Source organism: Achromobacter sp. MYb9 (assembly GCF_002975275.1).
In the GTDB taxonomy this organism is placed as follows: domain Bacteria; phylum Pseudomonadota; class Gammaproteobacteria; order Burkholderiales; family Burkholderiaceae_B; genus Achromobacter.
In genome coordinates, this window is the sequence record NZ_PCOQ01000016.1 from 1 (window position 1) to 23,060 (window position 23,060).

Here is a 23,060-nt window from a genome sequence, read left to right on the forward strand (position 1 = left end):
CACCCCGCCCGCGCCGCTTTTGCGGCCGCCGGCCGTGGGCGAGCGACCCGCGTGGTCGCCCCCCTCCTAGCCCTGCGACTAGCGCGCGGTTGCCGGGCCTTGCGCCCCGTGGCCGCCCGGCAGCCCGGGGCCCGCTGACAGGCCCTGAAGCCACCTCCCCGTTTACTCTGCCGTCGCCGCGCCACGCGGCGATGGCTGTCTGATGCCGCGGCGCCTGCTCGCGGCCGGAGGTTTCCATGCTTGAACAACCCCAACACAAATACCGCCCCACCCAACCTTTCACCCGCGATTACGCCGAACGCACCTGGCCGTCGCGTCGTCTGCTGGCGCCGCCCGTCTGGATGAGCACGGACATGCGCGACGGCAATCAAGCGCTGATCGAACCCATGGACGGAGCCCGCAAGCTGCGCATGTTCGAGCAGCTGGTGGCGGTGGGCGTCAAAGAGATCGAAGTGGCATTTCCGTCGGCGTCGGAGACGGACTTCAACTTCGTGCGCAAGCTGATCCAAGAGCGCCGCGTACCGGAAGACGTGACCATCGAGGTGCTGACGCAGTCACGCCCCGACCTGATCGAGCGCACCTTCGAATCGCTGCGCGGCGCGCCGCGCGCCATCGTGCATCTGTATGCGCCCATCGCGCCGCAATGGCGTCGCATCGTATTCGGCATGACGCGCGCCGAGGTCAAGGAGATCGCCCTTGCAGGCACCCGGCAGATCCGGGCACTGGCCGATGCCCACCCCGAAACGGAGTGGATTTACCAATACTCGCCAGAGACGTTCAGCCTGGCCGAACTGGATTTCTCGCGGGAGGTCTGCGATGCGGTCAGCGCCATCTGGGGCCCCACGCCCGCCCGCAAAATGATCATCAACCTGCCCTCCACGGTCGAATGCACGACAGCCAACGTGTATGCCGATCAGATCGAATGGATGCACCGCCATCTGGCGCGGCGCGACAGCATCGTGCTGAGCGTGCATCCGCACAATGACCGCGGCACCGCCGTGGCCTCAGCCGAACTGGCCGTGATGGCCGGCGCCGACCGGGTCGAAGGCTGCCTCTTCGGCAACGGTGAACGCACCGGCAATGTGGATCTGGTGACCCTGGCCATGAACCTGGACCTGCACGGCGTGCGCAGCGGCCTGGACTTCTCCAACATGGCCGCCGTGCGCGAATGCGTCGAGGATTGCAACCAGTTGCCCGTGGATGTGTTCCACCCTTACGCGTTCACGCACGCAACGCCAGCAGCGCCTCTTGCAGATGGCGCAGCCCCCGGCTAAGCGGCTTGTCTCGGCGCAGCACGATGGCCAGGTCGCGCGATAGACGCGGCGTCAGCGAACGCACGACGAGTGCGTCGCGCTGCCCCGCGCCGGACACCGCAAGTTTCGGCAGCACCGCGCAACCCAGGCCGGCAGCCACGATTTCCTTCATGGCTTCGGTGCTGCCCAGTTCCATGACGGGCTTGGCCGCCACGCCCGCCGCTTCGAACCAGTCGTCGACCAGGCGGCGGGTTCGGGCGCCGGGCTCGAACAGCACCAGCGGCAGCTTCGCCAATGAAAGCGGCGTCGCGGCGGCGGGAATGGCGGCCGGGTCGCGGGCGGGAAAGATCGCCACGAATTCGTCTTCCAGCACAGGGGTGGCCTGGAACATGCGGCCCGGCGCGGGCAGCGTGACCAGCGCCATGTCCAGCGTGTTGTTCTCCAGCCCTCGCAGCATGTCGGACGTATTGCCGGTGCTGGCCACGATATCCAGCGCGGGAAAGCGTTGGCGCAGGTCGGCCAGCACGGGCGGCAGCAGATAGGTGCATGCGGTGGCGCCCGTGCCTAATCGGATCCGCCCGGATACCTGCGAAGCATGCGCCGACATGGCTTGTTCCGCCTGCGCCAGCGCGGTGTCGATGACGCGGATATGGGCCAGCAATTCCAGCCCGGCGGCGGTCGGGCCGGCGCGGCGGCCGATGCGTTCGACCAGCTTCAGGCCGAAGCGGCGTTCCAACTGGCGAATTTGCAGGCTGACGGCGGGCTGGGTCACGCCGCCGCGCTCGGCGGCGGCCGAAAAACTGCCCAGTTCGACAACCTGCGCGAACATGCGCAGATGGTCCAGGTTCAAGCCACGCATCGCTTCGATCCAAAGTTTTGCTTATGAAAATCATAATAAACCAAAGCTTTATTAATGCTTTGCCTTGCGCGACACTGGCAACTGGTTTTTCCTTGTCGACCCTTCCCCTCTGTCATGCCGACCTCCCAGCCTACCGTTCTGATCCGCGACAGCGCGGACGCGGACCTGCCCGCCATCAAGACCCTGTACGCCCACCACGTGGAGCACGGCACGGCCTCCTTCGAGCTTGAACCGCCTTCCATCGCCGACATGCGCCAGCGCCGCGGCGCAGTGCTGGAAAAGGAAATGCCCTATCTGGTGGCGGAGATCAACGGCGAAGTCGTTGGCTACGCCTACGTCACCCCCTACCGCCCGCGCCCCGCCTACCGCCACACGGTGGAGGACTCCGTCTATGTGAAGGCGGGCCGCAGCGGGCTAGGTATCGGCGGCAAGCTGCTGGCCGCGCTAATCGAACGCTGTACCGCCGCGGGCTGGCGCCAGATGCTGGCCGTCGTGGGCGACAGCCGCAATGCGGCGTCCCTGGCGCTACACGCCAGCCAGGGCTTTCATCCGGTTGGCACCCTGCGGTCGGTCGGACACAAGCACGGCGAATGGCGCGATACGGTGCTGATGCAACGCGCCCTGGGCGCAGGCGACGCCACCCCGCCGCAGCGGCCGTGATCCCGCCGCGCGCGATTGTCTGCCTGGGCCTGACCCAGCTGATTGGCTGGGGCGTGACGTTCTATCTGATTGGCGCGCTGGGCCCCTCGATGACGGCGGACCTGGGCTGGAGCTCGGCCACGGTCTACGGCGGCTTTTCCGCCGCGATCGTGACGATGGCATTGGTATCGCCACTGGCCGGCATGGCGGTGGACCGCTGGGGCGGCCACCGCGTCATGCCGTTGGGCGCGATGGCCGCCGCCGCCGGTTGCGCGCTGCTGGCCGCCACGCATGCCGTTCCCGTGTATTTCCTGGCCTGGTTGCTGCTGGGCATCGGCATGCGCCTGTGCCTGTATGACGCGGCCTTCGCGTCGCTGGCCCGCGCCGCCGGTCCCACCGCGCGCCGCCCCATGTCGCAAATCACGCTGTTCGGCGGTTTGGCCTCCACCGTGATGTGGCCCGTCGGCCACGCGCTATCCGGCTGGCTGGGCTGGCGCGGCGCGGTGCTGGTCTACGCCGCGCTGGCCTTGGCAACGGTGCCGTTGTATCTGGCGCTGCCCCGTCAACGCTACGCCGCCCCCGGCGCCACCGCCGCCCGGCACGCCGCTGGCCTGACCCGCACGGCCAATGAACGCCGGCAAGCCGGCACGCTGTATGCGGTCATCGTGATGCTGACCAACTTCCTGGCTGCCGGCAACGCCGCCCACCTGATTTCCCTGCTTGCCGGCCTGGGCCTGGCGACGACGGCCGCCGTCAGCGTCGCCGCCCTGTGGGGGGTAGGCCAATTCGCCGCCCGCGTGGCGGACGTCGCGCTGGGGTCGCGGCTGCATCCGCTGACGCTCACGCTGGCCGTCAGCACCTTGCTTCCCCTGTGCTTTTTGCTGGCCCTGCTGTCGCACGGCAATCTTTACGCCACAGCCGCTTACGCGTTGCTCTACGGCGCCTGCAACGGACTGATGACCATCACCCGCGGCACGCTGCCACTAGCCTTGTTCGATTTCCGCAGCTACGGGACGCTGGTCGGCGCGCTACTGATTCCCAGCTTCCTGCTGACCGCCACGGCGCCGGTCGCCTATGCCTTTGTGCTTGAGCACTACAGCGCGCGTGCGGCGATGGGGATATCGGTGGGATTGGCTGCGGCCATCCTGGCGGCCGCATTTGCGCTGCGGTGGCGCTTTATCGCCCGGACTCGGGCATGACGGCGGCGCGGCGCGCCCGCTGCTCGGCCAGCGCGCGGGCGAGTTCCTCGCTCGTGACCGGTTTGGAAAACAGTAAGCCTTGCATCAGTTCGCAGCCGGCATCCAGCGCGGCCCGATAGTGCGCGTCGGTTTCGATGCCGTTGACCACGGTCGTGATGCCCAGGTCCTTCGCCAATTGGCATATGGACCGCAGCACCTTCTGGGAATCCGGATTGCGCGCGGCGTTCCAGACGATGTTCTTTTCCAGCTTCAGGCCAGCCAGCGGCAGCGTCGACAGCCATTCCAGGTTGTTGCTGCCCTTGCCGAAGTCGTCCAGCCACACCTGGACCCCCAAACTCGTGAACTCCTCGAGAATGGCGCGCATATCGGCCGAGCGGATGTGGGAAGTGGCCTCTTCGGTGATTTCAAGACGAAGGTCCCGGGGCGAAAGGCCGTGCGAGAACACCCCGAGCAGAATCGCGTCCACCACGTCCCGGCGAGCAAAACTCTGGGGAGAGACATTGATGTTGACCGCCATGCCCGCCCCGTCTTCGGTCTGCCGCCAGCGCGCCTGGTCGGCGGAGATGGTCCGCAGCCCCCATCCGACCAGCGCATGCGCGGCCTCTGACGCGCACGCATCCCGCAGCAGGCCGTCGATGTCGGTCACCCCGCCGCTGGCCTCCTTGCGCCTGAGCAGCGCCTCTGCCCCCACGATCTCGCGCGTTTGCGCCGACACGATAGGTTGATAATGGAATAGCAGCCGCTCGTCCTGAATCGCCGCCAGCAGCGGATACTGGGACGCGTCGGCGTTGGGCAGCAGCGGCCGCATGGGTGGGGATTCCGGCGTGTCGTCCCGCCCTCCGTCCAGGCGCAACTCGCCCGAGAACGAATATCCCTTGCCGCGCATGCTTCGTATCGGAATGGAAGCGCCCGCGACATTACCCTTGCGCTTCAAGCGGCTGACAATCAGATCCAGCGAACGCCCGTTGCTGGCGATATCCGCGCCCTCCAACATGAAATCGCCCCGCCCGACCATTTTCTCGGGGTGCCGGAGCATGGCTTTCATGATCGATCTTTCCATCCGCGTCAGACTGATGCCGACGCCTGCCGGCGAGAGCAGCGTCCATTCGTTATCCCCCAGCCGCCACGCTTTTTCCGGTGGCGGGGGGCTTGCCGCCACCAGCCCGGCCGCCGGATCGGGCCGGCGCGCGGCATGGCTGGCGGGCGCATACGAAAGGGTCAGCTTGCGCTGCGCGGACTGAATGGCGGCCGCCACTTCGCTATAGCTGATGCTGGCGCCGTAACAGCTGTCCGCACCCGCCAGCAACGCATTGATCCGAACCGTGGGACTCTCGATGTCGCGTATCGCGATGATCGTGGAGCTTAGAAAACTCGCTCGCAACTGGCCGATGGTGATGTCCAGGTCCCGGGGCAGGCACAAATGCACCAGGATCTCGCCGGACAGGCGCGTCGCCGACCCATCCAGCAGCGAGACGGGATTCAAAATAAAACCGATTTGCTCGAGGGAATTCGAAATTCCCCGTTTTGCAAACTCGTTATCGAAAACGAGAATAATCCGCGACCGATTCATAATGATTAAGCCCTGATTGATAATGCCGTTCCAGCGAACGGTATCGAAATGTCTAGACGCATTTCCATACCTGGAACAGAGTCGCAAAAAAAGGGGCCTGAATACGAAAAGGTCGGTTTTAAGTCATTTTTTATTGAATATTCCTCATATTTATATGAAAAATATTCAACATATCAAAATAAACCTCAAAAATCTGCGAAACATAGCGACACGCATCATTGGCGGGCACGCCGCGAAAATATGCGCCATCAGGCCTGCGCGGCCGTCCATTTTTCCCAGCCGGCGCGGCGCAGCTTGCACGCCGGGCACGTCCCGCAGCCGTAGCCCCAGGCGTGGCGCGCGCCGCGCTCGCCCAGATAGCAGGTGTGGCTTTCCTCGACGATGGTCTCGACCAGCGCGTCGCCGCCCAATGTCTGGGCCAGTGCCCAGGTCTCGGATTTGTCGATCCACATCAGCGGGGTTTCGATCGTAACGCGGCTTCCCAGGCCCAGGCCCAGCGCCACTTGCTGTGCCTTGATCGTGTCGTCGCGGCAATCGGGATAGCCCGAGAAATCGGTTTCGCACATGCCGCCGACCAGCACGTCAAGCTGGCGCCGGTAACCCAGCGCCGCCGCCAGCGTCAGGAAAAGCAGATTGCGGCCGGGCACGAAGGTGTTGGGCAGGCCATTGGCCTGCATCTCGATGGCCCGGTCGCTTGTCATCGCGGTATCGCCCACCTGGCCCAGCACCTTGAGGTCCAGAAGGTGATCCTCGCCCAGCCGCGCAGCCCATTGCGGAAAACGCGTGCGGATGTCGCGCAGCACGTTCAGGCGGGCGTCGAGTTCGATGCGGTGCCGCTGGCCGTAATCGAACGCCACCGTCTCCACATGGGCATAGCGGTCCAGCGCCCAGGCCAGGCAAGTCGTGGAGTCCTGCCCGCCCGAAAAGAGGACAAGCGCGCGGCGTTGATGATTTTGCATAAAGGGGGCTTCTAGAAAGACGAAGGGAACAGGCGAACTTTAACGCAGCCCCGGCGCCTTTCCCGTAAGCAAGCCTGCGTAAAATCGGATCCGTTTCCCATCCCGTAGTTTTCAGCCGCCCCGTTTTCTTCCCTTCCCTTTTCCAGCCGCCCGACGGATCCCCGCCCGATGAATGCCATCCGCACGAAGTCCGATTCAGCAGAACCCCTGCGTCACGATATCCGGCTGTTAGGCCGCCTGTTAGGAACGGTCATCGAGGAATGCGAAGGCAAGCGCGTCTTCGACACCATCGAAACGCTGCGCCGCACGGCCGTGAAATTCCGCCGCGAAGGCAATGAAGCGGACAGCAAACTGCTGGAGCAACGCGTCAAGCGTCTGCAAGGCAACGACCCGAATTCCGTCGCGCGCGCGTTCAGCTACTTCCTGCATCTGGCCAACATCGCCGAAGACCGCGATCAGAACCGCCGCCAGCGCGCCCGCGCCCTGGCCGACGACAGCGCCGCGCGCGGCAGCTTGCGTGACGCGGTGCAGACGCTGGCCAAGCATGGCGTGGGCGCCGCGCGCATCCGCCGCCTGCTGGCCGAAGCCAGCGTCATGCCGGTACTGACCGCCCACCCCACCGAAGTGCAGCGCAAAAGCACCCTGGACGTCCATCGCGAAATCGCCTGGGCGTTGACGCAGCGGGACGGCCCGCTGACGCCGGAAGAGCTGGCGCAACTGGATGCCTCCCTGCTTGGCCGCGTCGCCACCCTGTGGCAAACGCGCATGCTGCGCTACACGCGCTTGACGGTGGCCGACGAAATCGAGAATGCGCTGTCGTACTACCGCAGCACCTTCCTGCAAGTCATCCCGCGCCTGTATGCGGACCTGTCCAAGCTGCTGAACCGCGAACCCGCCAAGCCTTTCGCCGCGCCGCCCCCGCCGCTGGAGCCGTTCCTGCGCATGGGCAGCTGGATCGGCGGCGACCGCGACGGCAACCCGAACGTGGATGCCAGCACCTTGGAACGCGCGCTGCTGCGCCAGGCCACGGTGCTGTTCGAACACTACCTGCAAGAGGTCCACGCGCTGGGCGCGGAACTGTCGATCACGACATTGCTGATCTCGGCCAACCCCGAACTGCTGGCGCTGGCCGACAGCAGCGGCGACGATTCCCCGCATCGCAGGGACGAGCCCTACCGCCGCGCGCTGGTGGGCGTCTACGCGCGCCTGGCCGCCACGGCGCAAGGACTCACCGGCCAGGACCTGGCCCGACGCAGCACGGTAGCGGCGCCGCCCTACGGCGGGCCTGAAGAACTGTCGGCCGATCTGGCCGTGATCGCCGCGTCGCTGGCCGCCCACCATGGCGCGCCCCTTGGCAAGTTGCGGTTGGCGGGGTTGCAGCAGGCCGTGGAAGTCTTCGGTTTCCACCTGGCCACGGTCGACCTGCGCCAAAGCTCCGACGTGCATGAACGCGCGCTGGCTGAATTGTTCGCCCTTGCCGGCACGCAGCACAACGGCCAGACGCTGGACTACCTGGCGTTGAACGAAGACGAGCGCGTGGCGTTGCTGCGCGCCGAACTGGCGCAAGCGCGCCCGCTGGCATCGCCCTGGATCGCCTACAGCGAAGACACCACGCGCGAACTGGCGGTGCTGCGCGCCGCAGCCGCCGGCCGCGCCCGCTACGGCAAGCAGGCCGTGCGCCAGACCATCGTGTCGCATACCGAGACCCTGAGCGATCTGCTGGAAGTGATGGTGCTGCAGAAAGAGGCCGGTCTGATCGCACCTGCCGGCCAGGACATCGCGCCGGAAGACGGCCTGATGGTCGTGCCGCTGTTCGAGACCATCCCCGACTTGCAGCGCGGCGCCGAGATCATGGCCGCGTGGCTGGATCTGCCCGAAGTGCGCCAGCGCGTGCAACGGGCGCAGAATGGCGCGCAGGAAGTCATGCTGGGTTATTCGGACAGCAACAAGGACGGCGGCTTCCTGACGTCCAACTGGTCGCTGTACCAAGCCGAACGCGCCCTGGTCGACGTGTTCTCGGCCCGCCATGTGCGCCTGCGCCTGTTCCACGGCCGCGGCGGTTCGGTGGGCCGCGGCGGCGGCTCAAGCTTCGACGCGATCCTGGCACAACCCCCGGGCACCGTGGCCGGGCAGATCCGCCTGACCGAACAAGGCGAAGTGATCCAAAGCAAGTACAAGGACGCCGAGGTTGGCCGCTGGCACCTTGAACTGCTGGTGGCCGCCACGCTGGAATCCAGCCTGGCCCCGCGCGCCGAAGCCACCAGCGCCGAAGACGCGCACATGGCGCACCACGGCCCCGCCATGTCATTCATGTCGGACATGGCGCAGCGCACGTACCGCGGCCTGGTCTATGACACGCCCCGCTTCGCGGAATATTTCTTCGCCGCGACCCCGATCAGCGAGATCGCGGGCCTGAACATCGGTTCGCGCCCCGCGTCGCGCAAGAAGGGCCAGCGCATCGAAGACCTGCGCGCCATTCCCTGGGGCTTTTCGTGGGCGCAGTGCCGCCTGATGCTGACGGGCTGGTACGGCATGGGCTCCGCTATCGAGGCCTACCTGGAAACCGGCGCCCCGGACGCCCCGCGTTCGCGCCGCGGCCGGCTGGCGCAATTGCGCGAGATGGCTCGCGACTGGCCGGCCTTCCGCACGCTGTTGTCCAACATGGAAATGGTCTTGGCCAAGTCGGACCTGGCCATCGCCGCCCGCTATGCCCAACTGGTGCCGCAACGTGCCCTGCGCGACCGCATCTTCGGCGCCATCAGCGCCGAACACGCCCGCACGCTGGCCATGCTGAAGCTGTTGACCCAACGCGAACTGCTGGCCGACAACCCCACCCTGCAAGATTCCCTGCGCGAACGCTTCGCCTACATCGACCCGCTGAACTACCTGCAGATCGATCTGATCCGTCGCCATCGCGCGGCGCAGAAACACCCGGACGCCGAGATCGATAAACGCGTGCAACGCGCGATCCACCTGACGATCAACGGCATCGCGGCGGGGTTGCGCAACTCCGGCTGACGGCGTGCCTCATGAGCAACCCGCGACGGACGGCCGGCAAGGCGGTCTGTCGCGGAGGATGCCGGCGCGGCGGCGGTGCAAGGCACGTCTGGCGCTTGGCTGCCGCCCCTGAAACGTCCACCAGATGAACGCCAGAAAATCCCCATTTGTCCATCCTCGATGACTTTTAGTACTATTCTCATCAGAAATTCTATATACGCACAAATGTTCGCATATAGAACAAAATGACTTTTCTGGCCTCGCTGCACAGAAGGGCACCCTAGGAAGAGACAGAGATCACCCTGATTCGCCTGCGTGCCCGACTGAACAGCAGCAGCCTGCAAGACAGCACCGAGCGAACCCTCATGGATACTCCCCTCAAGAACATCGCCGTCATCGGCGCAGGCGCGATGGGCAGCGGCATCGCTGCGCTATTCGCCTCGAAGGGACTCGACATCGTCCTGATCGACCCGATGGAAGGCGCCCTTGAGCGCGCGTTGAAAACCATCGATCGCCAATTGAACGTCTACGCCCCCGGCGGCGTTCAAGAGGCCATCCAGCGCATCCGCTTCGACCCCAGCCTGGACGCCGCCGCCAGCTGCGACCTCGTCATTGAAGCGGTGCCGGAGAACCTGGAACTCAAGCGCGGCATCTTCGCCAAGCTGGATGCGTTGTGCCCCGCGCACACGCTGTTCGCCACCAATACCTCGGGCCTGTCCATCAACGCCATCGCCAGCGCGGTCACGCGCCGCGACCGCTTCGTGGGCACCCACTTCTTCACCCCGGCCGACGTCATTCCGCTGGTGGAGGTCGTGCGCAACGACGACACCTCGGAAGCCACCGTCGCCCAGGTCATGGCCACGCTGCGTTTCGCGGGCAAGCGGCCCGTGCTGGTGCGCCAGGACATTCCGGGCTTCATCGCCAACCGCATCCAGCACGCGCTGGCCCGTGAAGCGATCTCGCTCCTGGAAAAGGGCGTTGCCAGCGCTGAAGACATCGACGAAGTGGTCAAGTGGAGCCTTGGCATCCGCCTGGCCCTGTCCGGCCCGCTGGAACAGCGCGACATGAATGGCATCGACGTGCACTACGCGATCGCCAGCTACCTCTACAAAGACCTGGAAAACCGCACCGAACCGTCCGAGCTGCTAAAGAGCAAGGTCGAAAGCGGCCAGATCGGCGCCAAGAGCGGCCAGGGCTTCTACACCTGGAGCCCTGAACGCCGCGAACGCGTGCTGCGCGAAAAAAGCGCCACGCTGGGCGAACTGGCCGCGTGGCTGAACAGCAAGGCCGGCGACGCCTGACGGCGCCTCCTCGAATTCAAGACCAATAAGGCGCGGGGGCCACGGCCCATCGCGCCAACGGGCCACGAGCCCGACCACACAAAGAAAACCAGACGTCGCACCCGCCCGCGCCGCCATCCGGCCGCAGGCAGGGCAAGACACTAGAGAACCCGCCTACGGAGTTATTGGAGGCACCATGAATAAACTCGCTTCATTCTTTACCGAGCTGATGCGCAAGTATCTGCCCGATCCTTTCGTTTTCGCGATCGCACTGACCTTGCTGACCGTGCTGCTGGCCATGGGCATCGAAGGCCAGAGCATCGGCGACGTCACCCGCGCCTGGGGCAAGGGCTTCTGGAGCCTCCTGGCCTTCACGACCCAGATGGCCGTGATCCTGGCCATGGGCTACGTGCTGGCCACCGCGCCGCTGACCGATCGCCTGCTGAACCGCATCGTCAGCCACGTGCACAAGCCGCACACCGCCATCATCGTCGCGACGCTGGTGGGCGGCGTGGGCAGCTACCTGAACTGGGGCTTCGGCCTGGTCATCGGCGGCATCGTCGCCAAGAAGCTGGCGCTGAAGGTCAAGGGCGTGCACTACCCCCTGATCATCGCAGCCGCCTATAGCGGCTTCACGATGTACGGCCTGGGCCTGTCCGCCAGCATCCCGGTGCTGGTCGCCACGCCCGGCCACCCCACCGCCAAGCAGATGGGCACCATCCCGCTGTCGGAAACCATCTTCTCGGTGCCCATGCTGATCACCAGCCTGGTCATCATCATCACGCTGCCGCTGCTGAACGCCTGGCTGCACCCCAAGAAGGGCGAGAAGATCGTTGAAGTGGACCCGGCCATCGACCGCGACGCCAATGCCTCCAACGCCAGCGAAGACATGCTGGAAAAGGGCACCATTGCCTCGAAGCTGAACAACAGCCGCATCCTGAGCCTGCTGATCGGCGCGCTGGGCATTGCCTACGTCACGTTCCACTTCATGGACGGCGGCTCGCTGGACCTGAACCTGATCAACTTCATCATTCTGTTCCTGGGCATCATCCTGCTGGGCACGCCGGCCGCCTACGTGGCCAAGCTGACCGAAGGCATCAAGACGATCTCCGGCATCATCCTGCAATACCCGTTCTACGCCGGCATCATGGCCATCATGGCCGCATCCGGCCTGGTGACGTCGATCTCGCAGGTGTTCGTGGACTTCGCCACGCCGGCCACGCTGCCGTTCTGGGGCCTGATCAGCTCGTTCTTCATCAACTTCTTCGCGCCGTCGGCTGGCGGCCACTGGGTCATCCAGGGTCCGTTCATGATCGACGCCGCCAAGGAAATCGGCAGCGCGCTGAACCAGACGACGATGGCCGTCATGCTGGGCAACGCCTGGAACGACCTGGTGCAGCCCTTCTGGATCCTGCCGGCGCTGGCCTTGTCCAAGCTGAAGCTGCGCGACGTGATGGGCTATACCGTCATCATGATGCTGTGGGTCGGCGTGATCCACATCACCGCCGTGCTGGCCTGGGGCTACGCCACGCACTGATAGGTCCCCCGCTACGCGCTGCGCGGAAAAGCCGGAGCGTTGCGGAGAGCCGCGTTTTTTGTCTTGAACGGGAACTGATATGAGCAAACCGACTGCGTATCTCGTCACCGGCGGCAGTGCCGGCATCGGCGCCGCCATCATCCGCATGCTGCTGGATGCGGGCCACAAGGTGGTCAACATCGACTACCGCCTGCCCGAGAATCCGCCGGCCGGGCTGGTCTCGTATCAGGCCGATCTGACCGATGAAGCGCGCACCAAGGAAGTGGCCGCCGAAGTCACCGCCGCCTACAACATCGTGGGCCTGGTGAACAACGCGGGCGCGACTCGCCCGGGCACCGCCGATACGGCCACGCTGGCGGATCTGGACTATGTGGTGAACCTGCATCTGCGCACGGCGTTGATCCTGGTGCAGGCCGCATTGCCCGCCATGCGCGAAGCCGGCTTCGGCCGCATCGTGAACATGTCGTCGCGCGCGGCGCTGGGCAAGCCGGACCGCGTGGTCTATTCCGCCACCAAGGCTGGCCTGGTGGGTCTGACCCGCACGCTGGCCATGGAGCTGGGCGGCGACGGCATCACCGTCAACGCCATCGGCCCCGGCCCCATCGCCACGGACCTCTTCACGAAGAGCAATCCGGCCGGCGCTCCGCAGACCGAACGCGTCATCAACAGCATCGTCGTCAAGCGCCTGGGCACGCCGGAAGACGTGGCGCGCGCCGCCATGTTCTTCCTGTCGCCCGACAATGGTTTCGTGACCGGACAAATGCTGTATGTCTGCGGCGGCACCACGTTGGGCGTCGCCCCGATCTGAGCCCGGCCGCCATGCCCGCCCAGCCTTGCCTCCTGCCCTGCCGCCAGGTTCGCCTAGCGGCGCAGCAGCGCGTGGTTGATCTGGTCGGCGGCGTGCCGCAAAGGCGGCAAGAAGGCTTCCAGCATGGCCTCTCGCGAGAAACGATTGGAATGGCCGCTGACGTTCATCGCGGCGATCACCCGGCCGCTGCGATCGATGATGGGCACCGCGACCGACTGCAGGCCCGGTTCCAGTTCCTGCGCCACGCAGGCATAGCCGTCGGCCCGCACGCCGGCCAGCACGCGCTTGAGCTCGGCGATGTCGGTCACCGTATCGGACGTATAGGGCTGGATCTGGCTCATGGCCAGCACCCGGTCCAACTCCGCTTCCGGCAGGCCGGCCAGCAGCACGCGCCCCATCGACGTCACCCATGCCGGAAGGCGGCTGCCCACGGCCAGGTTGATGGTCATGACCTTGTGCGTGGACAGGCGCAGGATATAGACGATATCCGCCCCTTCCAGCACCGACACGGAGCACGACTCGCGCGTGAGTTCGGCCACTTCTTCCATGTAGGGCAGCGCCAGGTTCCACAACGGCGTACCCGACAGGTAGGCGTAGCCCAGCTCCAGGATGCGCGGCGTCAGCGCGAATTTGCGGTCGAAGGCGGTGACGTAGCCCAGGTGTTCCAGGGTCAGCAGGATGCGGCGCGCGCCGGCGCGGGTCAGCCCCGTCACCGCGGCCACTTCGGACAGCGTCATCTGCGAGCGGTCCGGGCCGAAAGCCCGGATCACCGACAGGCCACGCGCGAACGACTGCACGTAACTGTCGCTGGGTTGCTGGGTATCTTGCTCCGCCATCCGTCTGGTCTCACGAGAAAAAAGCTCGCCACTGGCGAGCCGTCCGTTGCCCTTGAAGGCAACGCAAAACAATGGAAGATCGCGCTGCGCCAGCTTGCCTTGACGCTATGCGGTCCCCATGAAACGATGTTCTTCAGAAGAACGAAAGTTCTAATGAAGAACAAATTATGACACGCCACCTATGAGCGAACATCATGATCTCTAAGCTTGTTGCAAGCGCGGCGGCCGCCCTGGCGGACGTACCCGACGGCGCCACCGTCATGATCGGCGGCTTCGGCACTGCCGGCCAGCCCATGGAATTGATCGACGCCCTGCTCGAACAGGGCGCGAAAGACCTGGTCATCATCAATAACAACGCCGGCAACGGCACCACCGGCCTTGCCGCCCTGCTCGGCGCGAACCGCGTGCGCAAGATCATCTGCTCGTTCCCGCGCCAGGCGGACTCGCAGATTTTCGACGGCCTGTACCGCAGCGGCAAGCTGGAGCTGGAACTGGTGCCCCAAGGCAACCTGGCCGAGCGCATCCGCGCCGCCGGTGCCGGCATCGGCGCGTTCTTCTCGCCCACCGGCTACGGCACCCCGCTGGCCGACGGCAAGGAAGTCCGCGAAATCAACGGCCGCCACTACGTGCTGGAATACCCCCTGCATGCCGACTACGCGCTGATCAAGGCCGAACGTGGCGACCGCTGGGGCAACCTGGTCTACCGCAAGACCGCCCGCAACTTCGGCCCCATCATGGCCAGCGCCGCGCGCGTGGCCGTGGCGCAAGTGCGTGAAGTGGTCGAGCTGGGCACGCTGGACCCCGAAACCGTCGTCACCCCCGGCATCTTCGTGCAACGCGTCGTGCAGATCGACGCCACGCCGGCCGCCAAGGAGCAGCAATGAGCACCAAACTGACCCGCGACCAGATCGCCGCCCGCGTCGCGCAGGACATCCCTGAAGGCGCCTACGTCAACCTGGGCATCGGCCTGCCCACGCTCGTCGCCAACCACCTGCCGGCCGACCGCGAAGTCATCCTGCATACCGAAAACGGCATGCTTGGCATGGGCCCCGCGCCCGCCAAGGGCCAGGAAGACTACGACCTGATCAACGCCGGCAAGCAGCCCGTTACCGAGCTGCCGGGTTGCTCGTTCTTCCATCACGCCGACTCGTTCGCCATGATGCGCGGCGGCCACCTGGACATCTGCGTGCTGGGCGCCTTCCAGGTGTCGCAGCATGGCGACCTGGCCAACTGGCACACCGGTGCGCCCGACGCCATCCCCGCCGTGGGCGGCGCGATGGACCTGGCCATCGGCGCCAAGGACGTCTTCGTGATGATGGAATTGCAGACCCGCGAAGGCCAGAGCAAACTGGTCGAAGCCTGCACCTACCCGTTGACGGGTGTGCGCTGCGTGTCGCGCGTGTACACGGACGTGGCTGTGTTCGACATCCGCGCCGACGGCGTGACCGTCATCGACATGTTCGGCGACGTCACCGCCGACGAGCTGTTGGCCCTGACCGGCCTGCCGCTGAAGTTTTCCCGCTAATCAGGAGCCCCCATCATGCTGTTCATGGTTCAAATGCAAGTCAATCTTCCCGTCGACATGCCGGCCGAACGCGCCGACAAGCTGAAGGCGGACGAAAAGGCCCTGGCCCAACAACTGCAACGCGACGGCAAGTGGAAAGAGCTGTGGCGCGTGGTGGGCCGCTACGCCAACGTCAGCATTTTCGACGTCGAAAGCAATGACGAACTGCACACGCTGCTGGCGTCGCTGCCGCTGTTCCCGTACATGGACATCAACGTCACGGCGCTGGCGCGCCATCCCTCGGCGATCTGACAGGAGCACTTCATGCCCTACATCATCGAAACGTTCGACAAGCCCAACCACCAGGAAGTGCGCCAACAGCATCGCGCGGCGCACCTGGAATACCTGGACGCCAACAAGCAGTTGCTGCTGGCGTGCGGGGCCAAGCTGCAAGACGACGGCAAGGACGCAGGCGGCGGCCTGTACATCGTCGACCTGGACACGCGCGAAGCCGCGCAGCAGTTCATCGACGCCGATCCGTTTTCGCAGGCCAACCTCTTCGACCGCGTGACCATCACGCGCTGGCGCAAAGCCTACGTCGACGGCACCTGCCACCTGTAATCCTGTCGCGGCCGCCTTTTGCGCGGCCGCGTTTTCATCCGAGGTATCCCACATGGCTTACGCCGAACTCAGCCAGGCACGGCTGTTCTACGTCATCGATGGCCCTGCCGACGCGCCGGTGCTCGTGCTCTCCAATTCGCTGGGCACCTGCTCCGACATGTGGGCACGCCAGATTCCCGAACTGACCAGGCATTTCCGCGTGCTGCGCTACGACACGCGCGGCCACGGCAAGTCCTCCATCCCCGACGGCGAATACACCTTCGCGCAATTGGCGGGCGACGTCGCCGAACTGTTGGCGCACCTGAACATCAAGCAAGCCCACTTCTGCGGCCTGTCCATGGGCGGCCCCACCGGCATCGCGCTGGCGCTGGCACACCCGCAGCTCGTCACCAAACTGATCCTGTGCAACACGGCCGCGCGCATCGGCTCGGCCGAAGGCTGGAGCACCCGCATCGCCGCCGTGGCCGACCAGACCCTGGAAAAGATGGCCCCCACGCTCGTCGAACGCTGGTTGACCGATGACTACCGCGCGGGCGAACCGGGCCTGACGCAAGTGCTCATCGACATGCTGCGCCGCACGCCCGACGCCGGTTACTCGGCCAACTGCGCAGCGCTGCGCGACGCCGATTACCGCGCGCACGTGTCGGCGATCACCGCGCCCACGCTGGTCATCAGCAGCACGCACGATCTGGCCGCCACGCCCGCCCAGGGCAAGGAGCTGGCCGCCGCCATCCCGGGCGCTCGTTATGTCGAACTGAACACCTCCCACATCTCCAACTGGGAGCAACCGGAAGCCTTCACCCGCGCGGTCGTCGACTTCCTGACGGAGTAACCGCATGCAGCGCTGGAAACACCGGCCCGAAGGCTCCAACTGGGGCGACTTCGGACCCGACGACCAACTTGGCCGCCTGAACCTCATCACCGAGGCGCAAGTCTTGAAAGGCGCGCAAGAAATCCGTGCCGGCAAGACGTTCTGCCTGTCGTTGCCCCTGGACCTTCCCGGAGGCAACGTGCTGAACCCGCGCCGCCATCCGCCGCAGCTCAGCCCTACCAGGCTTGCGGACACGCCGTACCTGAACTTCCCGCTGAAGAACGTCAACCCGGATGCCGTCGACGTGCTGAGCGACGACCAGGTGCTGCTGTCCATGCAGTACTCCACCCAGTGGGACGCGCTGGCGCACGTGGGCGCGCTGTTCGACGCCGACGGCGACGGCAAGCCCGAGCTGCGCTACTACAACGGCTTCCAGGCCGGCGTCGACGTCGTGGGGCCGGCCGACGGCGACCACACGGGTTGCGGCTGCAACAGCGGCGGCCCGTCGGCCGCGCTGAAGCTGGGCGTGGAACATCTGGCGCAGAAAGGCATGCAAGGACGCGGCGTGCTGGTGGACCTGTTCCGCCATTACGGCCCCGGCCGCACGCTGATCGGCCACGCCGAACTGATGCATGTGCTGCAAACGGATGGCATCACGGTCGAAAGCGGCGACATGCTGGTGCTGCGCACCGGTTACGCCGAAGCCGTCGTGGCCATGAACGGCACGCCGGACCCCGACGTGTTGCACACCTACGGCGCCGCGCTGGACGGCACCGACGCCGCATTGCTGCAATGGATCACGGACAGCGGCATCGCCGCCATCTGCGCGGACAACTACGCGGTCGAAGCCTACCCCGCCCGCGAAAAGACCGGCCCGCGCGCCATGCTGCCGCTGCACCACCATTGCCTGTTCAAGCTGGGCTTGCCGCTTGCCGAGCTGTGGTATTTGAAGGACCTGGCGGACTTCCTGCATGCAAGCGGCCGCCATCACTTCATGCTGACGGCCCCTCCGCTGCGGCTGCCGCACGCGATCGGTTCGCCGGTCACGCCAATCGCCACGGTGTAGGGCAACCGTAAACAAAAAGCGCCAGACTTCGCGTCTGGCGCTTTTTTTTTGGTGCCGACAGAACGGACCGCCGGTCAGCCCTTCAAGCACGTGCTCATGAAGGCCTTGCGCTTATCGCCGGTGAGTTTCTGTTCGCCAGCGGTGGCGTTGCAGTCCTTCATCTTTTGCTGCTGCGGCGTCAGTTGCTTGGCGGGCGCGGGCGCTTCGCCTTTCAGGCAGCTGCTCATGTAGGTCTTGCGGTCGTCGCCCGTCTTACCGGTGGCCGACTTGTTGCAGTCCGCCATGCGCTGCTGTTGCGGCGTGGGCGTCTTGGCAGGCGCGGGCGCGGCGGGGGTCTGCGCATACGCCCCGAAAAAACATGCGGACAACACAATGGCCGAGGCCAGCTGGCTAGTACGGGAAAGCATGAGTTTCTCCCTTGGGCGTTAAGCGTCCGCCTGGCGCAGGGTCGCGCATGACAGCGAACGGCACGATCTGCCGGCCAGTTGCCGGCCCGGCCATCATCGAACAAACCGCCAGGCTGCGCAAGCGCGGAAAGGTTAAGAAAAGCCAGGAAATCGGGCGCCGGGCATTCAGCTTTTCGACAGCCGAAAGGCGCAAGCCGGAGACATTCCGATGCATTTGTGCCATCCCCTGTCGAATATGGGAACAAGCCGCGCAACCTGTTACCCATTCATCCTTTTGACCCGTTGTGCACGGTGGCGGAAAGGTGTGAGATACAGCTGTCCGCGCGATACGCGGGCGGCGAAGACGGCGGCGCGGACAAGCAGGCGCCCCGACGCCAGCGTCCCAGGAGACCTTCCATGAAACTCGCCCTTGCCTCTGTCGTCTTGCTTGCCGGCCTGTCCGGCGCCGCCGGCGCCCAAAGCCTGGCTTACGGCGTCACCCTGGGCAACGTGCAGGCGGTGCGCGACACGAACATGAACCTGTCGACCATTACGGGATCGCTCGCCAACCAATCAGGCCGGCCCATTTCCAGCGCCGTGCTGACGTTCGTGTTGTATGACGCGCAAGGACGCGAAGTCGGACGGGTCAACGACGACGTCATCGGCCCCATGGCGCCGGGCCAGATCCGCTTGGTGAAAGCGATCACGCCACTGCAATTCACCCGAGTCACGGTGTTGGACGTACGCGCCCAATAGGGGGGGGCCCCCACGCTTCGCGCGCTGCGCGCGCTCTCTGCCCCCCGAGGGGGCTCCCCCGCCTTGGGGCGGCCCGGCGGCGGGGGTGACTGTGGCCCCCACGCTACCCGCTCGCTCTGCCTTCATGCGAAGAAAAAAACCCTTCTGAAATCAGGGTTTAGACAGGTGTCTGTGGGGACAAGTATGGGAAAATCCGGCTTGTCGACTCGATAACAGGGGCTTCCACACGAAGCCCCTTATTGCGTCTGTCGGCGTGCCAGCAGGCCTGGCCTTGTTACTAGGAAGCGAAGATCATGTTCCCAAAAAGACTCACCGAAGGCTATCAATCGTTCCTGGACGGCCGTTTCCATTCGGAAAGCAGCCGCTATCAGAAACTGGCCGAACTGGGCCAAAGCCCCGAAATCCTGTTGATCGGCTGCTGCGATTCCCGCGTCTCCCCTGAAGTGATCTTCGACGCCGGGCCCGGCGAGATGTTCGTGGTCCGCAACGTGGCCAACCTGGTGCCGCCCTGTGAGCCCGACTCTGAATCGTCTTATCACGGCACCAGCGCCGCGATCGAGTTCGCGGTCAACGGGCTGAACGTCAAGCACATTGTCGTGCTGGGCCACGCCTCTTGCGGTGGCATCCGGTCGTTCTTCGACGACGCCAAGCCCCTGTCCAAGGGTGACTTCATCGGCAAGTGGATGTCGCAGATCGAGCCCGTGGCCGAACGCCTGGGCCCCGGCACCGGCGACCGCCAGACCAAGCTCAAGCGCCTGGAACTGGCCGTGGTCGAACACAGCCTGAACAACCTGATGACGTTCCCGTCCATCCGCCGCCGCGTGGAAAAGGGCGACCTGGAACTGCATGGCACCTACTTCGGGGTGGCCACCGGCGTGCTGTTCCTGCGCAACCCGGAAACCGGTGAATTCGAGCCCTGCCTGGAAACCGGCACCAACGGCTAAACGCCGCCGCGGCCGGCGCGGCGCTTACACACGATAAGCCTGCGCCAGCCGCTCGTAGTTGTTCTTCAGGATGATCCCCGCGTAGTACACGTGTTCGCGCATCAGGTCTTCGGCGCGGGCCCCGTCGCGCGCGATGATCGCGCTGACGATCCGGTGGTGGTCATCGTGCGAACGCAGGATGATCCCGTGGTCTTCCCACAGGATGATGCGATCCGACGCATAGGGAATGGCCTGCGCCTGCGTGGCGAAGCGCTTGACCCACGGGTTGCCCGCCGCTTCCAGGATGCCGTTGTGCAAGGTGATGTTCACCTTCTGGTACGGCAAGTGATCTTCGGCCAGCAGCACCCCTTTCGCCAGGATCCGATCGCCCTCGTCCAGGCAGTTTTTCAGTACGGCCACCGCATCGTTGGTCAGCCCGCGCAAGGCCGCCTGCCGGCAGGCCAGCCCTTCCAGCGCGGCGCGCACTTCATAGGCCGCCACGATCTCGCCGATGTCATAGGCGCGCACCGTATAGCCGCGCTTGGGCAGATGCTCCAGCAAGCCTTCGTTGCCCAAGGTGGCCAGCGCCGCGCGCACCGGCGTGCGCGACACCCCCAGTTTCTCGGCCAGCGGAATTTCTTCCAGACGGGCGCCCGGGCTGAATTGGCCGTGCAGCACCCAGTCCCGCAGCGTATCGGTAACGTGTTGAGATAGCGTGTCCATGCCCACATTGTATACATGAGGAATACATGCGGGAATAGATCACGCCCCTACCTCCGTGCTTTCCCTAGTGTCTATGTCCCAAATCAAAGGGTGATGCGGGTAAGCCCCTATACCTGCGATCCATCCATGTATACATAATCGCAAAAAATTCAAATCAGCGGCCAAGCCTGCCCAGGCAGACGGCACGCCAATCAGGAGACAGCATGTCCAATGTATCCACGCCCGCGGCACCTGGCGCGGCTTCCCGTCTTGCGCTGGTAACCGGCGGCGGCGGCGGCATCGGCGCCACCATCTGCCAGGAATTGGCGCGCGCGGGATTCCGCGTCGTGGTGTCGGATGTGGATGCCGCGCGTGCCAGACGCGTGGCCGATGAACTGGGCGCGCCGCATGCGGCCCACGCGTTCGACGTCAGCGACGAAGCCGCGGTCGAAGGCGCGTTCGATGCCATCGAAGCCCGGCACGGCCCGATCGCCGTGCTGGTTAGCGCCGCCGGATTGCTGCTGTTCCAGCCCGACGGCGAACGCCCCTTGATCAAGGACACCACGCTGGACATCTGGGAACGCAGCTTCGCCGTCAACGCACGCGGCGTGTTCCTGTGCGGCCGCGCCTATCTGCGCCGCCGCGAAGCCACGCCGCTGGCGCATGGCCGCATCGTCACCTTCACGTCCGTCGCCGCTCAGCTTGGCGGCTACCGCTCCAGCGCGTCGTACATCGCCGCCAAGTCGGCCGTGCTGGGCCTGACCAAAGCCATGGCGCGCGAATCCGCGCACCTGGGCGTCACCGTCAACGGCATCGCGCCGGGCCTGATCGACACCGACATGCTGCGCAGCACGGTCACCAGTAGCGGCGCGCTTGCCGCGGCCGCGCAGGCCATCCCGCTGGGCCGCATCGGCACGGTGGACGACGTGGCCGCCGCGGTGCGCTTCCTGGCATCTGAAGAAGCCGGCTACATCACCGGCAGCGTCATCGACGTGAACGGCGGCTACCGCATGCAGTAAGGCAATCCGGCGGCACGCCGGCCTATGCAGCAAAGCGCCGCACACACAGGCGCGTATTTCAAAAAAAACGGGAGACAAGACATGAATCAACGTAGTCGCTACGCGGCCGCCGCGGCGCTTTGCGCGTGGGCCTTCTCGACAGGCGCGCAAGCGCAGCAAGAGCCGGGCATTACAGACAAAACCATCAAGATCGGCCTGTTCGCGCCATTGTCCGGCAGCGGCATGGCCTATGGTTTCGACGTGCTGAACGCCGCCAAGATGTGGTACGCCAAGGTCAACAAGGAAGGCGGCGTGCATGGCCGCCAGATTGAACTCGTCATCGAGGACGACCGCTGCAACGCCAACGACCTGGTCGCCGCCGTGAAGAAGCTGAACGAGCAGGACAAGGTATTCCTGCTGAACGGCGGCTCGTGCTCGGCGGCCGTGGTCGCCTCGCGCGAGTACATCGAACGCGAGAAAGTGCCGCTGGTCATGCTGAACGCCTCGGGCGACGGCGCGCTGTATCCGCCGTCCAAGTACATCTATGGCGCCTTCTCGATTTCGCAGCACGCCGTGGGCGGCTCCATGGTGCAGTTCGCGTCCGAACAGCTGAAGGCCAAGAAGATCGGCTACATCAACCACGACGACGCCTACGGCGGCTGGAACCTGGAGGCGGCGCAAGCCCAGGCCAAGCAGCTGGGCGACCTGGGCCTGCAGGTGCAATCGGTCAATCCCAATATCACCGACGTCACGGCGCCCATGCTGAAGATACGCGCCGGCAACCCGGACGTGCTGCTGCTGACCACCTATGCTCGTCCCGCCGCGCTGATCATCAAGAAGGCCCAAGAACTGGGCTGGAACAAGCCCATCGTGCTGGCCGTGAATGGCACCGCCGACCTGAAGCAGCTGGTGGAGAACGTGGGCAACAAGGACGCCTTCAAGAACGTCTACATCCAGGACGTGCTGTCCGACGTGCCCGGCGGCCCCAAGCTGACCTGGGTGTACGACATGTACAAGCAGTCCTACCCGGACCTGGCCGCCAAGCCCGGCCATCCGCAGACCTACATGCCCTATGGCCTGCCGCCCGCGATGGCGGTGGTGAATGCGCTGAAGGCCGCCGGCCCGCAGCCCACGCGCGAGAAGGTCTTGCAGGCGTTGGAAACGATGAAGTTCGACTCGGGCGTCATGGCCGGCCCCATCGAGTTCGGCCCGACCGACCGCGCCGCGCAGGAATCCGCCATCTACATCAAGTTCGACGGCACCGCCATGACGCTTGTTCCCGGCGCATTCAAGAGCGTCTGGCAATACCAGAAGTAGGCCTGCGGCCTGTCACAGACCGAGCCCGCGCCGTGGCGC

At 65.3% G+C, this 23,060-nt stretch carries 23 protein-coding genes; 17 read left to right on the forward strand and 6 right to left on the reverse strand.

Translation table 11 applies throughout. The annotated features are described in order from the left end of the window. Positions 1–236: 236 nt before the first annotated feature. Positions 237–1,274, forward strand: coding sequence for a 2-isopropylmalate synthase (locus tag CQ050_RS20610; protein ID WP_105558695.1), 1,038 nt, complete (start codon positions 237–239; stop codon positions 1,272–1,274). Here the strand turns inward: CQ050_RS20610 and CQ050_RS20615 are convergent. Then, positions 1,222–2,112, reverse strand: a complete 891-nt coding sequence (locus CQ050_RS20615) for a LysR family transcriptional regulator (protein WP_105558696.1) — start codon at positions 2,110–2,112, stop codon at positions 1,222–1,224. The genes CQ050_RS20610 and CQ050_RS20615 overlap by 53 nt on opposite strands. Before the next feature lie 114 nt (positions 2,113–2,226). Between CQ050_RS20615 and CQ050_RS20620 the strand changes: the two genes are divergently transcribed. Together CQ050_RS20620 and CQ050_RS20625 are read left to right on the forward strand one after the other, a co-directional pair. After that, the gene (locus CQ050_RS20620; protein WP_105558697.1) at positions 2,227–2,772 is read left to right on the forward strand and encodes a GNAT family N-acetyltransferase; all 546 of its coding nucleotides are present in this window, start codon (positions 2,227–2,229) and stop codon (positions 2,770–2,772) included. Continuing rightward, the gene (locus CQ050_RS20625) at positions 2,769–3,950 is read left to right on the forward strand and encodes an MFS transporter (protein WP_105558698.1); all 1,182 of its coding nucleotides are present in this window, start codon (positions 2,769–2,771) and stop codon (positions 3,948–3,950) included. The genes CQ050_RS20620 and CQ050_RS20625 overlap by 4 nt, the downstream gene beginning before the upstream one ends. On the opposite strand, the gene CQ050_RS20630 is transcribed toward CQ050_RS20625, so the two are convergent. Both CQ050_RS20630 and queC read right to left on the reverse strand, forming a co-directional pair. Further along, positions 3,928–5,607 (reverse strand): EAL domain-containing protein, encoded by a 1,680-nt coding sequence (locus CQ050_RS20630; protein WP_233214200.1) that lies wholly within the window; start codon positions 5,605–5,607, stop codon positions 3,928–3,930. The genes CQ050_RS20625 and CQ050_RS20630 overlap by 23 nt on opposite strands. A gap of 161 nt (positions 5,608–5,768) precedes the next feature. Beyond that, positions 5,769–6,479, reverse strand: a complete 711-nt coding sequence (gene queC / locus CQ050_RS20635) for a 7-cyano-7-deazaguanine synthase QueC (protein ID WP_105558700.1) — start codon at positions 6,477–6,479, stop codon at positions 5,769–5,771. Between the two features lie 168 nt (positions 6,480–6,647). Here queC and ppc point away from each other — a divergent pair, with 168 nt between their 5' ends. The 4 genes from ppc (at position 6,648) to CQ050_RS20655 (ending at position 13,101) form a co-directional block, all read left to right on the forward strand. Beyond that, entirely contained in the window at positions 6,648–9,497 is a 2,850-nt protein-coding gene (gene ppc / locus CQ050_RS20640; protein WP_105558701.1) for a phosphoenolpyruvate carboxylase, read from the forward strand. Between the two features lie 344 nt (positions 9,498–9,841). Continuing rightward, the gene (locus CQ050_RS20645) at positions 9,842–10,777 is read left to right on the forward strand and encodes a 3-hydroxyacyl-CoA dehydrogenase family protein (RefSeq protein ID WP_105558702.1); all 936 of its coding nucleotides are present in this window, start codon (positions 9,842–9,844) and stop codon (positions 10,775–10,777) included. A gap of 175 nt (positions 10,778–10,952) precedes the next feature. Continuing rightward, positions 10,953–12,293, forward strand: a complete 1,341-nt coding sequence (locus tag CQ050_RS20650; RefSeq protein ID WP_105558703.1) for a short-chain fatty acid transporter — start codon at positions 10,953–10,955, stop codon at positions 12,291–12,293. Between the two features lie 79 nt (positions 12,294–12,372). Then, positions 12,373–13,101, forward strand: coding sequence for an SDR family NAD(P)-dependent oxidoreductase (locus tag CQ050_RS20655; protein ID WP_105558704.1), 729 nt, complete (start codon positions 12,373–12,375; stop codon positions 13,099–13,101). Between the two features lie 53 nt (positions 13,102–13,154). On the opposite strand, the gene CQ050_RS20660 is transcribed toward CQ050_RS20655, so the two are convergent. Continuing rightward, positions 13,155–13,937, reverse strand: a complete 783-nt coding sequence (locus CQ050_RS20660) for an IclR family transcriptional regulator (RefSeq protein ID WP_105558705.1) — start codon at positions 13,935–13,937, stop codon at positions 13,155–13,157. 194 nt (positions 13,938–14,131) lie between these two features. On the opposite strand from CQ050_RS20660, the gene CQ050_RS20665 reads away from it, so the two are divergent. Genes CQ050_RS20665 through CQ050_RS20690 form a run of 6 tightly spaced genes read left to right on the forward strand, consistent with a single transcriptional unit; the run spans position 14,132 to position 17,939 of the window. Then, entirely contained in the window at positions 14,132–14,821 is a 690-nt protein-coding gene (locus CQ050_RS20665) for a 3-oxoacid CoA-transferase subunit A (RefSeq protein WP_105558706.1), read from the forward strand. Further along, a complete protein-coding gene (locus CQ050_RS20670; RefSeq protein ID WP_105558707.1) occupies positions 14,818–15,462 on the forward strand; it encodes a 3-oxoacid CoA-transferase subunit B in 645 nt (214 codons plus the stop codon). The genes CQ050_RS20665 and CQ050_RS20670 overlap by 4 nt, the downstream gene beginning before the upstream one ends. A gap of 15 nt (positions 15,463–15,477) precedes the next feature. After that, a complete protein-coding gene (gene catC, locus CQ050_RS20675) occupies positions 15,478–15,753 on the forward strand; it encodes a muconolactone Delta-isomerase (protein ID WP_006227165.1) in 276 nt (91 codons plus the stop codon). 12 nt (positions 15,754–15,765) lie between these two features. After that, complete coding sequence (locus CQ050_RS20680; RefSeq protein WP_006216052.1) at positions 15,766–16,062, forward strand: YciI family protein; 297 nt, start codon at positions 15,766–15,768, stop codon at positions 16,060–16,062. Positions 16,063–16,114: 52 nt separating this feature from the next. Then, positions 16,115–16,894 (forward strand): 3-oxoadipate enol-lactonase, encoded by a 780-nt coding sequence (pcaD, locus tag CQ050_RS20685; RefSeq protein ID WP_105558708.1) that lies wholly within the window; start codon positions 16,115–16,117, stop codon positions 16,892–16,894. A 4-nt stretch (positions 16,895–16,898) separates the two neighbouring features. Beyond that, positions 16,899–17,939: a cyclase family protein gene (locus tag CQ050_RS20690; RefSeq protein ID WP_105558709.1), complete on the forward strand. Its 1,041-nt coding sequence runs from the start codon at positions 16,899–16,901 to the stop codon at positions 17,937–17,939. Positions 17,940–18,013: 74 nt separating this feature from the next. On the opposite strand, the gene CQ050_RS20695 is transcribed toward CQ050_RS20690, so the two are convergent. After that, a complete protein-coding gene (locus CQ050_RS20695) occupies positions 18,014–18,346 on the reverse strand; it encodes a PsiF family protein (RefSeq protein WP_105558710.1) in 333 nt (110 codons plus the stop codon). 396 nt (positions 18,347–18,742) lie between these two features. Between CQ050_RS20695 and CQ050_RS20700 the strand changes: the two genes are divergently transcribed. Next, complete coding sequence (locus CQ050_RS20700) at positions 18,743–19,081, forward strand: FxLYD domain-containing protein (RefSeq protein ID WP_105558711.1); 339 nt, start codon at positions 18,743–18,745, stop codon at positions 19,079–19,081. Between the two features lie 293 nt (positions 19,082–19,374). Continuing rightward, positions 19,375–20,025 (forward strand): carbonic anhydrase, encoded by a 651-nt coding sequence (locus CQ050_RS20705; RefSeq protein ID WP_105558712.1) that lies wholly within the window; start codon positions 19,375–19,377, stop codon positions 20,023–20,025. Positions 20,026–20,049: 24 nt separating this feature from the next. Here the strand turns inward: CQ050_RS20705 and CQ050_RS20710 are convergent, their stop codons facing one another. Beyond that, on the reverse strand, positions 20,050–20,727 hold the full coding sequence (locus tag CQ050_RS20710) for a GntR family transcriptional regulator (RefSeq protein WP_105558713.1): 678 nt from the start codon (positions 20,725–20,727) through the stop codon (positions 20,050–20,052). 203 nt (positions 20,728–20,930) lie between these two features. Here CQ050_RS20710 and CQ050_RS20715 point away from each other — a divergent pair, with 203 nt between their 5' ends. Both CQ050_RS20715 and CQ050_RS20720 read left to right on the forward strand, forming a co-directional pair. Continuing rightward, positions 20,931–21,725: an SDR family NAD(P)-dependent oxidoreductase gene (locus CQ050_RS20715; protein ID WP_105558714.1), complete on the forward strand. Its 795-nt coding sequence runs from the start codon at positions 20,931–20,933 to the stop codon at positions 21,723–21,725. A gap of 81 nt (positions 21,726–21,806) precedes the next feature. Continuing rightward, a complete protein-coding gene (locus CQ050_RS20720; RefSeq protein WP_105558715.1) occupies positions 21,807–23,021 on the forward strand; it encodes an ABC transporter substrate-binding protein in 1,215 nt (404 codons plus the stop codon). Positions 23,022–23,060 lie beyond the last annotated feature (39 nt).

Coding starts and splice junctions, on each gene's coding strand:
- CQ050_RS20610 (WP_105558695.1), top strand. CDS start 237: ATGCTTGAACAACCCCAACACAAATACCGCCCCACCCAACCTTTCACC.
- CQ050_RS20615 (WP_105558696.1), bottom strand. CDS start 2,112: ATGCGTGGCTTGAACCTGGACCATCTGCGCATGTTCGCGCAGGTTGTC.
- CQ050_RS20620 (WP_105558697.1), top strand. CDS start 2,227: ATGCCGACCTCCCAGCCTACCGTTCTGATCCGCGACAGCGCGGACGCG.
- queC (WP_105558700.1), bottom strand. CDS start 6,479: ATGCAAAATCATCAACGCCGCGCGCTTGTCCTCTTTTCGGGCGGGCAG.
- ppc (WP_105558701.1), top strand. CDS start 6,648: ATGAATGCCATCCGCACGAAGTCCGATTCAGCAGAACCCCTGCGTCAC.
- CQ050_RS20645 (WP_105558702.1), top strand. CDS start 9,842: ATGGATACTCCCCTCAAGAACATCGCCGTCATCGGCGCAGGCGCGATG.
- CQ050_RS20650 (WP_105558703.1), top strand. CDS start 10,953: ATGAATAAACTCGCTTCATTCTTTACCGAGCTGATGCGCAAGTATCTG.
- CQ050_RS20655 (WP_105558704.1), top strand. CDS start 12,373: ATGAGCAAACCGACTGCGTATCTCGTCACCGGCGGCAGTGCCGGCATC.
- CQ050_RS20660 (WP_105558705.1), bottom strand. CDS start 13,937: ATGGCGGAGCAAGATACCCAGCAACCCAGCGACAGTTACGTGCAGTCG.
- CQ050_RS20665 (WP_105558706.1), top strand. CDS start 14,132: ATGATCTCTAAGCTTGTTGCAAGCGCGGCGGCCGCCCTGGCGGACGTA.
- CQ050_RS20670 (WP_105558707.1), top strand. CDS start 14,818: ATGAGCACCAAACTGACCCGCGACCAGATCGCCGCCCGCGTCGCGCAG.
- catC (WP_006227165.1), top strand. CDS start 15,478: ATGCTGTTCATGGTTCAAATGCAAGTCAATCTTCCCGTCGACATGCCG.
- CQ050_RS20680 (WP_006216052.1), top strand. CDS start 15,766: ATGCCCTACATCATCGAAACGTTCGACAAGCCCAACCACCAGGAAGTG.
- pcaD (WP_105558708.1), top strand. CDS start 16,115: ATGGCTTACGCCGAACTCAGCCAGGCACGGCTGTTCTACGTCATCGAT.
- CQ050_RS20690 (WP_105558709.1), top strand. CDS start 16,899: ATGCAGCGCTGGAAACACCGGCCCGAAGGCTCCAACTGGGGCGACTTC.
- CQ050_RS20695 (WP_105558710.1), bottom strand. CDS start 18,346: ATGCTTTCCCGTACTAGCCAGCTGGCCTCGGCCATTGTGTTGTCCGCA.
- CQ050_RS20700 (WP_105558711.1), top strand. CDS start 18,743: ATGAAACTCGCCCTTGCCTCTGTCGTCTTGCTTGCCGGCCTGTCCGGC.
- CQ050_RS20705 (WP_105558712.1), top strand. CDS start 19,375: ATGTTCCCAAAAAGACTCACCGAAGGCTATCAATCGTTCCTGGACGGC.
- CQ050_RS20710 (WP_105558713.1), bottom strand. CDS start 20,727: ATGGACACGCTATCTCAACACGTTACCGATACGCTGCGGGACTGGGTG.
- CQ050_RS20715 (WP_105558714.1), top strand. CDS start 20,931: ATGTCCAATGTATCCACGCCCGCGGCACCTGGCGCGGCTTCCCGTCTT.
- CQ050_RS20720 (WP_105558715.1), top strand. CDS start 21,807: ATGAATCAACGTAGTCGCTACGCGGCCGCCGCGGCGCTTTGCGCGTGG.